Consider the following 15,955-nt stretch of genomic DNA (forward strand, 5'->3'; position numbering starts at 1 on the left):
GCCGCGATCATCGCGCGGACCTGTTCCAGCGGGAACGAGCAGGAGATCAGCGCCTTGGCCAACTCCTCCCCGCCGCCGAGGACACCCCCGCGGCGGGAGCTCCGCGGACCGGCGCGGGGCGGGCGTCGGCGGCGGGTCCCGGTCCCCGGGCGGAGGCGGCGGAGGCGATCCGCCGGCGCGCGGGCTTCTGGGCCACCCTGGCGGGCCACCAGGACCGCGCCTGCCGGCTGGAGATCACCACCGAGCCGACGCCCGTCCAGCTCCCCGCGGACGACCTCACGGCGGTGATCGACGCGCTGGTCGGCAACGTCTTCCGGCACACCCCGCCCGGGACCGCGTTCGCCGTCCGGGTGGAGCGCACCGCGCAGAGCGTCGAACTCACCGTGGAGGACGCCGGCCCCGGTATCGACGACCCGGACGGCGCCCTGGCCCGCGGCGCCAGCACCGGCTCCACCGGCCTCGGCCTGGACATCGCCCGCCGCGCCGCCACGGCCACGGCCGGCGGCCTGCGGATCGACCGCGGCCGGCTCGGCGGCGCCCGGATCACCCTCTCCCTCGGCCTCGCCGCCGCCGACCCCACCGCCGGCCCCGGCCGCCGCACCCGCCGCCACAGCCGTCACAGCCCGTCCCGCTGACGGCGCGCGTCCGGCCTGCGGCGCGCGCCCCGCTGACGGCGCACGTCCTGCCGACGGCGAACGCCCCGGTCCGGGAACGGCGAGCGGTCGGATGGTTCGGCGGCGGAGAGGCGTACGTCACATCCGCCGGGATGTCACAGCCGGACGGGGTGCGTCGTCCTATGGGCAACACCGGACACCGAACAAGGAGTGCACGATGGAACCCCGTCTGAACCCCCTCACCAACCCGGTCGCCGCCAAGTTCGGCAAGTACCTCGTCGCGGCGAACAAGGTCGTCGCCGACTCGACGCTGCCCGCCACGACGGCGGAACTGGTGAAGCTGCGGGCCAGCCAGATCAACGGCTGCGGATTCTGCGTCGACATGCACACCAAGGACCTCGCGCACATCGGGGACAGCGCGACGCGCATCAACCTGGTCGCCGCCTGGCGGGAGGCCACGGTGTTCACCGACGCCGAGCGCGCCGCGCTGGAGCTGGCGGAGCAGGGCACCCGGATCGCCGACGGGGCCGGCGGGGTCTCGGACGAGGCCTGGGAGAACGCCGCCAAGTACTACGACGAGGACCAGCTCGCGGCCCTCGTGTGCACCATCGCCGTCATCAACGCCTTCAACCGCGGCAACGTCATCCTCCAGCAGCCGGCCGGCGACTACCGGCCCGGCCAGTTCGAGTAACCGTTTGGGCGACGGGAGCCGGGAGCCGGGCGGCGGGCGGCGGGCGGCGCTCCACGCTCCCCGGCGGACGGATGCGGGCCCTGCGCCACGGGGGCGGGGCCGCGTCCTCCTCCTGACGGTCCGACAGCAGCCGCTCGTGTCGGGCCGGTTGCCCGGTGATTGTCGGACCCCCGCGGCACAATCCCCCCCATGGAGAAACCTGCGATCGTCTCGGCCGAGGAGTGGCAGCTCGCGCGCGAGGAGCTGCTCAAGGCCGAGAAGGAACTGACCCGTGCCCAGGACGCGCTCGCGGCACGCCGCCGTCGGCTGCCGATGGTCGAGTTCGCCACCGACTACGCCTTCGACACCCCGAGCGGGACGAAGAACCTGCTCGACCTGTTCGAGGGCCGGAGCCAGCTCGTCGTCTACCAGTTCATGGACCGCGGGCCGGACCACGTCTGCCCCGGCTGCACCGGCTTCACCCGGAACGTGCCGGTGCAGGCGCTGGACGGGCTGGCCGAGCGCGGCGTGACGTGGGTGACGGTGTCGGACATGCCGCTCGCGCAGATCCGGGCGCTCAAGGAGCGGATGGGCTGGGCGCTGCCGTTCGTCTCGTCGCACGGCACCTCGTTCGCCGAGGACACCAGCGCCGGCGGCGGCTTCCTGCTGAGCGTGTTCCTGCGCGACGGTGACCACGTCTACCGGACGTACAGCACGTACTCGCGCGGGGTGGACCGACTGGTCTTCCACAACAGCGTCTTCGACCTCACCCCGTACGGCCGCCAGGAGGACTGGGAGGACTCCCCGGCCGGCTGGCCGCAGCGGCCCACCTACGGGTGACCGCGGCCCCCGCCGGGGCCGGCCCGCAGCCACCCGCTGCCGGCGCCCGTCGGTACGATCTGCCGGTCCGCCGCGCAGCGGGGTGGTGGTTGGACGGCGGCAGGACGGTCGGGGAGCGGATGGCGGCAGAGGCGGACGAGCGTGGTGAGCTGCCGCTGCCCGGGAACGAGGCGGCGGTCGGCGAACGACTCCGCCGGCGTGGCTGGCGGGCGGCCTTCACCGTCACGGAGATGGTGGACGACTGGGCGTGGCTCGTCGGCGCCGTCGAGCGCGGCTACGACGACTCGGTCGACGAATACGCCAACGACCTCTACTGCCGGAACTGGCTGCACGAGGCGTGGCTGCTGCTGGACGACCACATCGTGGCGATCCGCACTCCGCGGATCAGGGAACTGGACGAGCGGTTCCTCGCCGCCACGGTCGACGACGACGGACTGGCCCTCGGCCGCTTCCACGGGCTCCCGCACCCCGACCTGTGGTGGTGGCGACGGCACCCGCGCGTCCTCCTCGGAGACCTCGGCCGGTCCCTCCGTTCCGCCGGCGCCACCGGCACCTGACCCGGCCACCGCCTCGGGCGGACCCGGGTTCCGGACCGGCCTCACCCGCCTCGGGGTGCGCCGGGGCCGGGCGGTAGTGCCGCCGCCGGAGCGCGGCGGCAGCGCCGATCACGGGTGACGGCCTCTCAGATCCGGATTGAGACGGCCTCGAACGCCCTGTCCAGACAAGACGTCCTGTCAGTACGACGCCTACACCGCGCGCTACGGCACCGGCGCCGGCCGCGGCATCGAGCTGCGGTACAGCCCGTCCTGCCGGGCCGTCTGGGCGCGGGCGCTGGAGGGTGGCGCCGCTCAGCCGTCCTCCAGCACCGCCCGGATCACGTGCCGGGCGTTCTGCGCCATTGCGGGGTTCGTCGTCCGGTAGTACGGCAGCGCGATCAGCGCCTGGGAGAGCGTCCGTCCGCGGCCGCGGATCCAGGTGGCCTCGTCCACGGCCAGCGCCGAGCGGAAGACTCTCCTGGCGTCGGCCGGCAGCAGGTTCCACGCCGGGAACAGGTCGCAGGCCGGATCCCCCACCCCCGCGCACCCGAAGTCGATCACCGCGGCCAGCCTGCCGCCGTCGACCAGCAGGTTGCCCGGCATCAGGTCGCCGTGCAGCCACACCGGCGGCCCGTCCCAGTCCGGGGCGCGCAGCGTCTCCTCCCAGACGGCGAGCGCGGCGTCGCAGTCGACGCCTTCCTCGGGGATGCCGCGGAGCCGCCCGATCGCCGCCCGGGTCGACTCGTCGAGCGAGGCGACCGGTCCGCCCCGGTGGGCCTGCGGCGCGTCCGGCAGCGTGACGCTCCACATCGCCGCCACGAACCCGGCCAGGTCCTCGGCCAGCCGCACGGGCTCGCGCAGCGCGCCCGCCTCGGGCAGTTCCCCCGGCAGCCACCGGTACACCGACCACGGCCACGGATACCCCTCGGCGGGCTCCCCGGCCCCGAGCACCTCGGGAATGCGCGCGGGCAGGCGGGGCGCGAGGCGTGGCAGCCACACCTGCTCCATCGTCACGTCACCGGCCCCGCCTGCCACCAGCGGCAGCCTGACCACCATGTCGTCGCCCAGCCGGTACATGGCGTTGACCGTGCCGCCGGACGGCCAGCGCTCCACCGCCAGCCCCGCCCACTGCGGGAACCGGCCGGCGACCAACCGCCGGACGAGGCCGTCGTCAAGCGGGTGCATGCCGGGGTGCATCTGGCCGGTGCTCATGGACGACATCGGATCACCGGCTCCCGACGGGCGTCAATCGCCTTTTGCGCTCGGCGCCGGCGCGGGGCCCCGGCCGACCGCGGCCAGCAGTTCCAGCGGCAGCTCCTTGTCGCCCTGGCCGATGGTGAGCCCGAGCCAGCGGTCGCGGCCCGGGAGCGTCCACACCCACAGGGTGACGGCCAGCTGGCAGAGGGACCCGACCGGCTCGGGCGCGTCCGGTGTCCCCGCGTCCTCGTAGCCGGCCGTGAGGTAGGACCACAGGTCGACGTCCAGCGGATCACCCCAGCGGTCCGTGAACACCGCGACCAGACCGTCGAGGTGGGCGCTCATCGCGGCGTCGGCCTCGTGCATCGCCCGGCCGTCCTCGTCGTCCCAGAAGTCCCGGCTGTACCACAGGGTGCGCACGCGGTGGTCCGGGCCGGCGTGACCGGTCCGGTCGGCCTGTCTGCTCTCCGGGAAGGGCTGCGCGAGCATCTCGTCGATCACGGCGAGGTGCTCGTCGAGCACCGCACGCGAGCAGGCTCCGGACTCGGTGGTGGTCATGCGTGCACGGTAGAGGGACGCACTGACAACGCCCGGTGGGACGGAGGCGAGGGGTCAGTGGCAGATCTCCTGGCGCTGTCCGGCCAGGACGGCCCCGGCCAGGTCCGCGAGGGCACGGCGGCCGGGCTCCTCGTCCCCCGGGGGCCCGGGCCGGAGGGCGGGGTCCGACAGGACGGTGGCCAGGGCCGCCAGGTCCCGGGTGTCCGGGCAGTAGCCCACCACCGAGGCACTGCCGACACCGGTGACGACGCCCTGGTCGATCAGCTGCCGGACGCCGGGGGCGGTGTTGCTGGTCCCGGTCGGCCGGTCCGGGTCCTGACTGTAGATCAGGACGTGGACCAGCTGCCGGCCGTCCACCGAGATGTCGCAGGTGAGCTTGCCGTGCCCGCCCATCGCGTCGGAGGAGACGGTGCGCTGCTCGACGGCCGGGCGGTCCTTCGGCAGGAGCAGGCCGAGCGGGGTGTCGTGCGCCCGCGGCAGGCCGCAGAGCGTCTGCCGCAACTCGCCCTTCCAGAGGCCGGCGGCGAAGGTGGCGCCGGTCACGGCGGCGGCGACGGCGACGAGGCCGACCGCTCCGATCACCCGGCGGCGACGACGGCCGCCACCGCGCCGCGCGGGGGCGGGCGGCGCGGCTTCCACGTCCGCCCGGGTCTCCGGGGACTCCATGGTCACTGTTTCGGCCTCTCCGTCGCGGGGCTCCGGTGCAGCGGCCGCCCCCGAACATCTGCTCGGCGAAGCGTAGCGGCCGGGTCCGACGGCTGTGCTCCGGTGCGGCCGGGTCTGCCGGTGTCCGTGCTGGTACCCCTGCCGAACGGCAGGGGTACCGGCGGCCGGCCCGGTGGCAAGACCTGCCGATCGGCACTTGGGTGGCCTGCGGCCGGACGGCAGGCTGGAGCCGTCATCAGGACGACCCCTCCGGCCCCGGTCGGCGGGGCGCATCAGCCCGGCAGAGAAGGAAGTTCGCCATGTCCGTCACCGTCACCACCACCCGTACCAAGGCCCTCGGCGCGCTCGCCGCCGCGGCCGCGCTGATGGTCACCGTGGGAGGCTGCGCAGGATCCTCCGCCTCCGCCTCCGCCTCGGCGTCCGCGTCCAGCAGCGCCCCGGCCCCGTCGAGCGCATCGGCGGCGACGGCGAAGGCGACGACGGCGGCGGTCAACGGATCGGTGCGGATCGCCTACGCCTACTCGCCGGACGACGACATCCGGTTCAGCTTCGACGTGGACGCCGTGCCGTTCAGCCGGCCGCTGCCGGGTGCGCCGCAGGGCCTGCCCACCGATGCGCGCGGCACGGTGCGGATCTCGCACCACGTCGCGGCGCAGAACCGCACCGTGACCTCGGAGGGCGCCGTGGACTGTCTGGTGACGGGTGATCGGACGGCCTCGTTCACGGCGGTCATCACCAGGGCCGACCCGGAGGTCGCCGACAGCGTAGGCCAGCGACGCGGCTTCAGCGTCTACGACGGCGGCTCGCCCGGGCATCCCGACCGGGTCGGCTTCTCCTGGGGGGTCGCCAACATGGACACCGACGGCAACGGCCAGCCCGTGGAGGGCAAGGTGGGCACCTGCATGGCCCCGGCGCCCTTCGCCCCGGTCTCCTCCGGCGACCTGACCGTCCGCGCCGCCGAGCTGCCGCCCATACCGGCCGCCGCCCCGAGCACCCCGGGTACCCCGGGCGCCACGGGCACGGAGGCCGGCCGGTGACCGCCCGCGTGGACACCGGGTGGTCCTTCCTGTCGGAGTGCGTCGTTTCCAACTCCCATAGAAAGTTTAGGAGTTAAGGTGCGTCGCCGACGGCAGACATCGTGGTGACCCGGCCGTGGCCTGGCGGTGGCGATGAAGCGGCCGTCGGTCAGGAAGCCGCTGCAGGACTGATGCATCGTTGCCCCCTCACTCCGGCCGCCCGCCCCGGCCGGCGGCCCCACCCGGGAGGGCCGCTGCTGCCCAGCACGTGAACCGGCCACTGAACGAGTGACCCCGCGGTGTCGCTGACGCGTACGCGCCCAGGTCGCGCCGCATCGTGTGGAGCGACATCCCGGTCCGGTGGCGCTCGCGCGGCCGGGCCGGTACCCGTGAGAGGAGCGTGCATGACCGCGTTGGAACCGCAGCCCGGCCTCCGGCCCCGCCCGATCCACCCAGTCCGAAGAAGCGGGGCACTCCTGGTCGCCGCACTGGCCGCCGCCCTCCTGCTGCCCGCGCCGCCGAGCGCCCGGGCGGAGGCCGGTGCCGGCCGGGAAATCCGGCCCGGCGTCCCCGGCACCGCGCTGGCCTGGGGCGACAACACCTACGCCACCCTCGGCGACGGCACCACCGCCGGCCAGAGCCTCGTCCCCGGGCGCGTCTGCGGGTCCGCGACCTGCACCGGTCCGCTCCAGGACGCCATCGCCGTCTCCGCCGGTGACACCCACAGCGTGGCGCTGCGCGCGGACGGCACCGTCGTCACCTGGGGGAGCAACTACACCGGCAAGCTCGGGGACGGCACCACCATCGACCGGACCACCCCCGTCCAGGTCTGCGCGCCGTTCACCTGCGACGGCCCGCTGACCGACGTGGTCTCCGTATCGGCGGGCTACCTCCACACCGTGGCGCTCCGCAAGGACGGCACGGTCGTCGCCTGGGGGAACAACCTCAACGAGCAGATCGGGGACGGCACCGGCACCGACCGGGCCGTTCCGGTGTACGTCTGCGCGGTGGGCGACTGCAGCAAGCCGCTGACCGACGTGGTCGCCGTGTCCGCCGGCTACGTCCACACCCTCGCGCTGCGCTCCGACGGCAGTGTGGTCGCCTGGGGGAACAACGGCCTCGGCCAGCTCGGGAACGGTTCCACCACCACCAGCCCCGTCCCCGTGAACGTCTGCGGGACGCCCGACTGCACCAGCTACCTCACCGGGGTGACGGCCCTCGCCGCCGGTGCCACGCACAGCATGGCCCTGCGTGCCGACGGCACCGTCGTCGCCTGGGGCTACAACGCCAGCGGCCAGCTCGGCGACGGGACCACCACCGACCGGCTCGGTCCGGTGCCGGTCTGCGCCATCGGGGCCACCGCCCCCTGCGGGAGCCTCCTGACCGGCGTCGCCGGCATCGCCGCCGGCTCGGACCACAGCCTGGCGCTGGCGTCCGGCGGCTTCGTCCGAGCCTGGGGGAACAACTTCGCCGGCCAGCTCGGCGACGGCAGTACCACGAACAGGTCCACGCCCGTGCGCGTCTGCGCCCCCGGCGTGCCCACGCCCTGCGGGACGTACCTGAGCGGCGTCAGCGCCGTCGCCGCCGGCCCGAACGCCTTCCACAGCATGGCGGTGCGCTCCAACACCACCGCCGTCACCTGGGGCTCCAACTCCTTCGGCCAGCTCGGGGACGGCACCACCACCAACCGGAGCAAGCCGGTCCAGGTCTGCGCCGCCGGACAGGTCGCGCCCTGCACCCGGTTCCTCGACGGAGCCGCCGCCCTCTCCGGCAGCAGCAGCCGGCACAGCCTCGGTCTGGCCGTCCCCCTCGCCGATCTGTCCCTGGCGATCAGCGCCGCCCCCGAGCCGGTGCCGAACGGCACCAACCTCACCTACACGGTCACCGTGCACAACGGCGGACCGGCCACCGCGGAGAACGTGGTCTTCACCGAGACCCTGCCGGCCAACGCCAGGTTCGTCAGCGCCACCCCGTCCACCGGCAGCTGCACCACCCCGCCGGCCGGCTCCACCAACTCGGTGACCTGCAACCTCGGGGCGCGCGCCGGCGGCACCGACGCGACCACCACGATCGTGGTCAAGGCGGTCGCGACCAGCGGCGCCACCGTCACCACCACGGCGAAGGTCACCAGCACCACCCCCGACCCCAACCCCGACAACAACTCCGCGACCATCACCACCCCGGTGAGCTGACACCCGGGCAGCCGAGGACCGGTACGGCCGGCCGACCCACCCGGGTCGGCCGGCCGACGTGCGGAGACAGCGCGCTCACCAGGTGGGGTGTCCGGCGCGCCGGCGGCACCCGGCCCGCCGCGGGTCTCGGGCCGGCCCCCCGGCCGGCCATGGCCGGCCGGCAAGCAGGCCCGCCCGAGCGGCTCGGCCGACCTCGGCGTCAACGCCCGCCCGAGCAGCTCGGCCGACCTCGGCGTCAACGTCCGCCCGCAGCGGCCCCGCCACCGCGGCGTCCTGCCGGGCCGCTGCGGGAACACCGGACCATCCCCGACCTCCAGCAGAGCGGCGACACGACACCCCACCACTCCCCGAGACCGCCGACCCATGGCTGAACAGCGGAAATGCAGTCCTCAAGCCCGGAAAGAACAACAGTCACTCAGCGCTTGCGAACGGCTGCGCCGCGAGGTAACAAGGGGAGTGGGCCTCCCGCCGAGGTGGGACGCGTCGGAACAACCAACTCAGCAAGGCTCGGGCCGAAGGTGAACGCCCGAACGGGTTCGCGACCGTGAGCGCCCGAGCCGCGAGTGGCCATCGAGCGGGGAATGCCACGCGCTGTGCCGCGGGGCTCGACGGCCCTTTCCCAACACATTCGTCAGGTCGCACGGGCGTACGAGGAATTGCCACGTTCTCCTGACGCGATTTGGTGATCCGGTGGATGGAGAGGTCATGGTCTCGACCACCGCAACATTCGAACGTGTGCGGCGCGTGAGGGAAGCCGCGGGCACGCCGGCGACTCCGTTGCAGGTGAATGTCTCGCAGGTGCTCAGCCAGGATGTGGTCACGGCGGCCACGATCCCGGTCGACACCAGCAGTGCGACTCCGGTGGCGGTCTTCAACAATCCCGCGAGCGGGGGCGTACCGGGCAACACGCAGGCCGAGGCACTGGCCGTCGTCGCACTCGAGAACGAGCCGGTCCAGTTCGCACACATCGCTCCCGACAGCTCGGCGGACGGCGGCTGGACGATGCGGACACCGTTCGGCGGGTTGGCAGCGTCGGAGGTCGCCGCCGGGACTGCCTATCCGGACAGCTCTCAGTCCGCGGTCTTCGGGTTTCTCTTCGACGGCACCACGCTCCGCACCAGCCAGTTGCAGTCGGACGGCCTCACCTGGAGCGCCCCGCAACCGGTCGGGGGTTCCGCGGTGTCCAACCTGCACACCGCCTACAGCCCCGCGGGGCGTCTCGTGCTGTACGGGACGGACCCGAACGGGAACCTGGCCACCTGTTACCAGTCGGTGCCCGGCGGCAGCTTCACCACGAGCGTGTGCTCCTTGCCCAGCGGACTGGCCGGGGACTTCCAGCTCGTCCTCAGCGACGAGTCCAGCTGGACTCTCGTCGCCAACATCGGCGGCGCGCCGATGCTGATCGTCGGATCGCTGGGAGACACCGAGGCCCGCCAGTCATCGCTGCCCGAGTACAACGGCACGCTCAAGCAGGTCGTGGTGGGCTTCTGGAGTCCTGGGGTGAACACCGCAGTCTTCGTGCTCGTCGACACGGACGACACCCTGTACCTGTGGAGCCAGACTCCCGCCACCACGGTGGTGCAGTCACCCGCCGGCCCGGCCCTGGCCACCGCCTCGGCGGCCGGTCATGTCTCCACCGACGATTCGCTGCACGTCTACGTCCAGGACACCTCGCTCAATCTCTGGGTGCTGCACCAGGACCCGGACGTGCCCTGGAACGACGACGGCACACCCAACTGGTCTCCGCCCATCCCCCTGGACAGCGGGATCGCCGGAGTGGCGAGCTCGGGCAGCCCGGCTGACGCACCGACCCTGTTCGCCATCGACGCGGCCCTCGGGTCGCTGCGGCTGCACGTACAGGATCCGCAGACCCAGATGTGGCGCAGCGGCCCGGTGCTGACCTCGGCTTCCCAAGCCTATGAGGTCGCTCGCTACCGCACCGAGGTCAACGTCATGGACGCCAACGGCACACCGGTGCCGGACTACCCGGTGACCCTGGTCGCCGCGGCGGGCAGTTCAGCGTGCGAGCTGTCGTGCGCCGGTTCCACCGTCACCGTGGGTAGCGAGCCGGTGAACCTGACCACCGATTCGCTGGGCAAGGTCACCCTCGCCATGCTCACCACCGCCGGGCTGGCGGCTCCCAAGCTGTCGCTGAACGCCGAAGGCCTCGCCGCACCCGAGACCGTGCAACCAGGGTCCGGGGTCCTCACCTACCTGTCCGGGCAGGGCACCCTCAACCCGACCAATCCCGGTGGCCCGTTGCCGCAGTTCGACGCGGGCGGCGACACGCTGACGGCAGCGAGTGTGGACGGCACGCAACTGGCGCCCGGCGCCACCGGCAGCACCGCCGCGGTCGCCGCGGCGGCCATCCAGAACACGGCCAAGACAGGCCTGGGAAGTACTTCCTCCGATTCGGTGGGGTATCGGGTCCAGCTCAGTGGTCAAGAGCCCCGGTTCACCGTCTTGCGGACCCAGGAGGAACTCGCTCACGCCCTGGGCGAGGCGGATGGGGAGCCCGAAAGCTTCTGGAGCGACATCGAGCGGTGGGCCGGAGACGTCTGGGAGGGCATCAAGAACGGCCTGATCAAGATCGCTGACACCATCGTGGACGTCGTCAACAAGATCGCGACGTTCACCGTCCAGATCGGCGAGGAGATCGCCAAAGGCGTCAGCCTCGCCGTGGCCGGGCTGGAACAGGCCGCGCATTTCATCTCCGGCGTCTTCGCCTGGGTGGAGGCCGAGGTCGAAAAGGTGGTCGACTGGCTCAAGGCGCTGTTCGACTTCGGTGCCATCTGGCGGAGCAAGATGGCGATCGAGTACGCGATGGGCCAGATTCCGAAGCTCGTGACGACCTTCACGGACCACTACCAGGGCGTCGCCGACGGCTGGTTCGCCAGCCAGGAGGAGACCGTGAAGCAGGTGTTCAGCGCCGCGGCGAGCGCGGCCGACGGCAGGCAGTTCGGCGACCTGCCCGGATACCAGCAGCCGCCGCCGAGCACCACCGCCACCGTCGCCGGTGGCGCCACGCCGGCCGACTTCTCCCAGAGCGTCCACAACAACTGGTTCCAGGACAAGGTCAGCACCGCGGCACCGGATGACTCCGGAGTGGATCCCTACCAGCCCGCGCAGAACCCGTGGCAGGCCTTCGCAATCCAACTATCCGACTCCCAAGGCGACTTCGTCGCCGCGATGTCAGACCTCGCCGGCGCACTGCAGACCCTGATCGAGCACCCGGACACCTTCGCCAGCCAGGGAATCGCCGATCTGCTGGGTGCGATCGAAGAACTCGTCGAGACGGCACTGCACCTCGCCGACGCCATGGTGGACGCCTTCGTCGGCCTTGCCGACGTCGCCATGGACGGGTTGAGCGATCTCCTGAGCCAGGAGCTGGACTGGGGCCCGTTCAACACACTGTGGGCGTGGATGGCCGAGGCCGCCGGCTACCCCGACGACGACACGCTGACCATCGGCGCCCTGTGCGCGTTGCTCGCCGCCTTCCCGACGACCCTGCTGTACAAGCTGATCGAAGGCGTGGACACCGAGCCTTTCAACACCGGCCCCTACGCGCCGAACGGCAACCCGACGACGGCCGGGCCGCTCGACGTCGTCGTGCCCCCGAGTTACCAGAAGGCCGGGGGAATTCTCCAGGCCTTCTATTTCCTGCCCGCCATGGCCTCCGACTCGCTGGGCCCTGGTACTCCGTGGTATCTCACCCTGCTGAAGGTCGTTTGCGTCGGCGTGATCTGGGCGCTGCTCAACGGGCTGCCGTGGGTCGAGATGGTGGTGGGCGGCACGGTCACGTTGTCCGCGCTGGTGCTCGTCCTCCTTTTGGTGCCCCTGAGCGCGATAGAGACGCTGCTGAAGTGGATCGGCTCCAACGCCAACGACATCGCCGCCGTCGTGGGCACCCTGGTCGGCCTGGGCGAGCTGATCGTCGCCGGGTACCAGGTCCTGGAGAACGAACTCGACGACCTCCAGACCGCTGCCGGGTTCGTCCTGCCGGTGCCCAGTACCTTCTCGCTGCTGACCTACAGCGCCATCCGCGACAGCGCTGCCGGTCCGTTCTGCACGGCCGCGAAGTGCTTCCTGGATTTCGCGGGGTACACGGCCGGCGGAACCCTGGAGTTCCAACAGGCGGAGGGCTCATGAGCACCCAGGAGCTGAACACGCAGGGATGGGACGCCGTATGCGCCATGAACGCCGCACAGGTCTCAGCGGTGTTCCGCCAGCAGTACCTCGCGGACGGTCCGACCAGTCCGGTGCGCCCGGTCCGGGTGGCCTTCCCCGACGACACCGACCTCATGCTCGTCGACATCGTCCTCGGTCCGCCGGAGTTCGCCTTCTCCAGCGCCACTGACGAGCCGCAGTCCCAACTGTCGATGTTCCTGGTCCGCGGCAGCCTGCTGCGCATCGACCCCACCGATTCCGCCGTGCGCAGCGTGCTCCCGGTCGAGCCGAACTCGTCCTGGCTGAACGGCCCGGTCCAACTCACCAGCGTACAAGGCGAGGACAACGTGCTAGGCCAGGTGACGCTCGACCTCGCCGACACTGCGTACCGGCCCACGATCAGCGGGATCGACCCCGAATCGACGGTGCTCACCGAACTGAGCACCGACCTCCAGACCTACTTCGCCACGCAGCAGACCAGCTACCCGCTGGGCACGATCCAGCAGCAACAAGGGATGAACGCCTGCCTGCAACCAACCCAGTTCGACTTCGCCATTCAGCAGAACCCCGACGGCCAGAACCCCGACGCCGACGACGGTGCTGTCCTGCTGCTCATCAGGACCAACGGCAGCGGCGGGACGGTCGGCCCGTTGCCGGTCTACCCGATCCCCGACGGCAGCACGGCCGCGCTCCTGGTGTCCGGAGAGGTCCTGTTCTCCTCATTGATCGCCCCCACACTCAATCAGGAGTTCACTGACATCGGTACCACGTTCTCGGCCCAACCGGCCAACGGCAGCTACCAGGTCACCGGGTCAGGTGGGCAGCTCGACCTGGGCGGCTTCCCATCGTCCGCACCAACCGAAGACGATATGTACGTGCCTTGGACGTCCGACTCTTCCGGCAACTACCAAGGTGTCGCACCGGCCTCGAATTCCTTCACCGTGGCGCCGAGCAACGGTTCTCTCGTGTCGACCTGGACCTGCTCGTTCACGCAGTATTTCACCTACTATGAGTGGGATCTCGATGAGAACGAGCTTGAGGAGACCGAAAATTGCAATTTGGACGGGACTGTTGCGACGACGTACGTGGCGACGGCTGATCCCAGCACCGACCAGGTAAAATTCTCCGGCACGACCACGTCATCGCTAACGCCGTGCAATACCAGCAGTGGGTGGGACAATTTTTGGAACAACACCGTGGACTACCTGCCCGACGATCTCCAGACCGCATTGGGACAGATGCTGCAATCCGTCATGCAGGAGGTGCAACTGCCCGATGTCGACACCTTCGCGCTGCAGAACCTCCTCTTCCCCTCGGATCAGGCGCTGCAGCTCGGAACGGCCGGCGTCCCCGGCGACCTGCTGCTGACCGGCCAGATCGAATCCACGCTCACGGTCAGCCCGCCCACCGTCACCCTCACCCCGACGGGGCAGCAACAGTTCAGCGCCGCCACCGCCGGATTGCCCACCGACGTCGACTGGGAGATCCAGCCACCGCTGCTCGGCACGATCGACGCAAGCGGCCTCTACCAGGCGCCCGACGTCCTGGAGCAGCCCAGCGTGATCATCGTGACCGCCATCGACCAGGCAGACGCCTCACTCGTGGGGCGGGCCATGGTGCTGCTGGCGCCCGTGGTGCCCACGTCCGACCTGATCGTCACGCCGGCAAATCTGACACTCACCGCAGGGCAGAGCTATCCCCTGCTGGTCGTCGATTCCAACGGCCAGCCGGCGGACGCGACGTGCACGCTCTCCCCTCAAGGGGTGGGCACGCTGGCGCAGGGCTACAGCACCGGCCAGTGGACCTACACCGCTCCAGCCGCCGTGACGCAGCCCCAGAACGTGACCATCAGCCCCGGTGCATCCGGACTTGCGGCCACCGTCCAACTGGCGCCGACCACCACCGTCACGATCACGGCATCGGCAACCACGGTGAGCCCCGGTGGCACCGTGACCCTCACAGCGGACTCCGACGACCTGGATCGGGTCTCCTGGGTCAGTTACCCGACGGGAACCGGCACGATCAGCTTCACCGAAGGCACCACCTCGGCCACCTACACCGCACCGACGTCGGTCCAATCCGCGCAGGACGTCACCATCCTGACATGGGGTCAGAACGACGCCGTCGGCGTGGGGCTGTGCAGATTGACGATATCGGGCAGCTGAGTTGCGCACCTTCCGCTGACGTCCGTGGTGGTGCCGGGTGGGCACACGCAGGGAGATGGGCCCCGGCATCATTTGACGGGTCCGTGCGGGAGTGGGCCACGGACTGGGAGGAAAGGTCAGGCGGGGGCCGGGAGACCGTACCGGACGTCGGTCAGGCGCTCGGCTCGTGGCCCTGGGCGCTCAGCGTGCGCGGCGGGGCCATGCGCGCGTGACCGCGTCCGCCCCGGCGGGGAGAGCCGGGGCGGACGCGGAGGCCGGGGTGGGGCCGGGACGGGGGCCGTTCAGCCGAGGTCGGTGTCCGGGATCCAGGAGCCGTGGATCATCGCCGGCACCCGGCGCGGGAGGTGGACGGTCGCGACCGGCGGGACGGAGAGGTCGGAGGCGTCCAGGACGAGCAGCTTCGAGGCGTCGGCGTTGAGGTCGCTGACGACCGTCAGCAGGTATCCGGAGTCCTCGTCGGCGCCGCCCTCCGCGGGGACGAACACCGCCTCGCTCGGGAGCTGCCCGGTGCCGACCGGGAGCAGCTGCCGCTCGCCGGTGCGTCGGTCGTACTTGACCAGGGCGTGGTTGCCGATGCCGCGGTCGTCCGGGAAGGAGAGCGCGTACTGGAACCGGTGCTCCCGCCCGAGGTACGCCTCGTTGATGGTCGGGAACTCGACCGTGAGGTCGTCGGTCGGCTCCTCCCGGACGGTACCGGCGGCCGGGTCGACGGTCCAGCGGTGGCCGCGGGAAGCGGAGTTGGGCTCGGCGCCGCGGTCGGGAGCGCCCACCCACCAGTTCCACGAACGCTGCCAGCCGTCCCGGCCCACCGACGGGCCCTCGACGACGATCCGGCCCTGCGCGTCCTCGTAGGCGTTGGCCAGGTGCATGGCGAAGCCCTGGCCGATCTCGTACCAACGGACCTTCGCCGCACCGCCGTCACCGCGCGGCATGACGCCGATCCGGGCGGCCTGGGCGTCGCTCCAGCCGTACGGGATGCCCGAGCGGTCGGACAGGTCCAGGGCGACCGAGCCCTCCAGGAACACCACGTGGTGCTCGGTGAGGGCGAAGTCGTGCTTGAGCGCCGCGCTCGCGCCCGGGACCTCCTGACTGGTCGGGCCCGTGCCGTCGGGTGAGGCGACGTGGTGGATCAGGTACGGCGGGAAGGGGGAGGAGGCGAAGAAGTGCAGTTCGCCGGTGACCGGGTCCTCCTTGGGGTGGGCGGTCATGGCCGAGGTCAGTTTGCCGTTCCAGTCGAAGGCGCCGACGGTTTCCAGTTCGGGGGTGAGTTCGAAGGGGAGTGCGGACTCGCAGAGGGCGAGCAGGCGGCCGCCGTGTTCGATGACGTGGGTGCC

At 71.6% G+C, this 15,955-nt stretch carries 13 protein-coding genes; 9 read left to right on the forward strand and 4 right to left on the reverse strand.

Going from position 1 to position 15,955, the window contains the following annotated elements:
- The 5 genes from ABZ885_RS23345 to ABZ885_RS23365 form a co-directional block, all read left to right on the forward strand.
- A partial coding sequence (locus ABZ885_RS23345; RefSeq protein WP_360191822.1) for an ATP-binding protein occupies positions 1-635 on the forward strand: 635 nt, incomplete at its 5' end.
- A 196-nt stretch (positions 636-831) separates the two neighbouring features.
- Entirely contained in the window at positions 832-1,305 is a 474-nt protein-coding gene (locus tag ABZ885_RS23350; RefSeq protein WP_360191825.1) for a carboxymuconolactone decarboxylase family protein, read from the forward strand.
- A gap of 189 nt (positions 1,306-1,494) precedes the next feature.
- A complete protein-coding gene (locus tag ABZ885_RS23355) occupies positions 1,495-2,124 on the forward strand; it encodes a DUF899 family protein (RefSeq protein WP_360191828.1) in 630 nt (209 codons plus the stop codon).
- Between the two features lie 119 nt (positions 2,125-2,243).
- Positions 2,244-2,681: a hypothetical protein gene (locus ABZ885_RS23360; protein ID WP_360191831.1), complete on the forward strand. Its 438-nt coding sequence runs from the start codon at positions 2,244-2,246 to the stop codon at positions 2,679-2,681.
- A 136-nt stretch (positions 2,682-2,817) separates the two neighbouring features.
- On the forward strand, positions 2,818-3,045 hold the full coding sequence (locus ABZ885_RS23365) for a DUF2690 domain-containing protein (protein WP_360191834.1): 228 nt from the start codon (positions 2,818-2,820) through the stop codon (positions 3,043-3,045).
- On the opposite strand, the gene ABZ885_RS23370 is transcribed toward ABZ885_RS23365, so the two are convergent.
- From ABZ885_RS23370 to ABZ885_RS23380, 3 genes are read right to left on the reverse strand one after another with little or no spacing between them, the layout of a single operon-like run.
- Complete coding sequence (locus tag ABZ885_RS23370) at positions 2,973-3,872, reverse strand: aminoglycoside phosphotransferase family protein (RefSeq protein WP_360191837.1); 900 nt, start codon at positions 3,870-3,872, stop codon at positions 2,973-2,975. The genes ABZ885_RS23365 and ABZ885_RS23370 overlap by 73 nt on opposite strands.
- Before the next feature lie 33 nt (positions 3,873-3,905).
- Positions 3,906-4,415, reverse strand: a complete 510-nt coding sequence (locus tag ABZ885_RS23375; RefSeq protein WP_360191840.1) for a hypothetical protein — start codon at positions 4,413-4,415, stop codon at positions 3,906-3,908.
- 54 nt (positions 4,416-4,469) lie between these two features.
- Positions 4,470-5,081 carry a hypothetical protein gene (locus ABZ885_RS23380; RefSeq protein WP_360191843.1) on the reverse strand — a complete coding sequence of 204 codons (612 nt, stop codon included), beginning with the start codon at positions 5,079-5,081 and terminating at the stop codon, positions 4,470-4,472.
- A 299-nt stretch (positions 5,082-5,380) separates the two neighbouring features.
- Here ABZ885_RS23380 and ABZ885_RS23385 point away from each other — a divergent pair, with 299 nt between their 5' ends.
- From ABZ885_RS23385 to ABZ885_RS23400, 4 genes are all read left to right on the forward strand, one after another.
- The gene (locus ABZ885_RS23385) at positions 5,381-6,118 is read left to right on the forward strand and encodes a hypothetical protein (protein WP_360191846.1); all 738 of its coding nucleotides are present in this window, start codon (positions 5,381-5,383) and stop codon (positions 6,116-6,118) included.
- A gap of 383 nt (positions 6,119-6,501) precedes the next feature.
- Complete coding sequence (locus ABZ885_RS23390; RefSeq protein ID WP_360191849.1) at positions 6,502-8,289, forward strand: hypothetical protein; 1,788 nt, start codon at positions 6,502-6,504, stop codon at positions 8,287-8,289.
- A 705-nt stretch (positions 8,290-8,994) separates the two neighbouring features.
- Entirely contained in the window at positions 8,995-12,438 is a 3,444-nt protein-coding gene (locus ABZ885_RS23395; RefSeq protein WP_360191852.1) for a hypothetical protein, read from the forward strand.
- Positions 12,435-14,621 carry a hypothetical protein gene (locus ABZ885_RS23400; protein WP_360191855.1) on the forward strand — a complete coding sequence of 729 codons (2,187 nt, stop codon included), beginning with the start codon at positions 12,435-12,437 and terminating at the stop codon, positions 14,619-14,621. The genes ABZ885_RS23395 and ABZ885_RS23400 overlap by 4 nt, the downstream gene beginning before the upstream one ends.
- 281 nt (positions 14,622-14,902) lie before the next feature.
- Here the strand turns inward: ABZ885_RS23400 and ABZ885_RS23405 are convergent.
- Positions 14,903-15,955, reverse strand: a 1,053-nt coding sequence (locus tag ABZ885_RS23405) for a carotenoid oxygenase family protein (protein ID WP_360191858.1), incomplete at its 5' end; no start/stop codon positions are given.

The sequence above is a fragment of the Kitasatospora sp. NPDC047058 genome, from assembly GCF_040643935.1.
In the GTDB taxonomy this organism is placed as follows: Bacteria; Actinomycetota; Actinomycetes; order Streptomycetales; family Streptomycetaceae; genus Kitasatospora.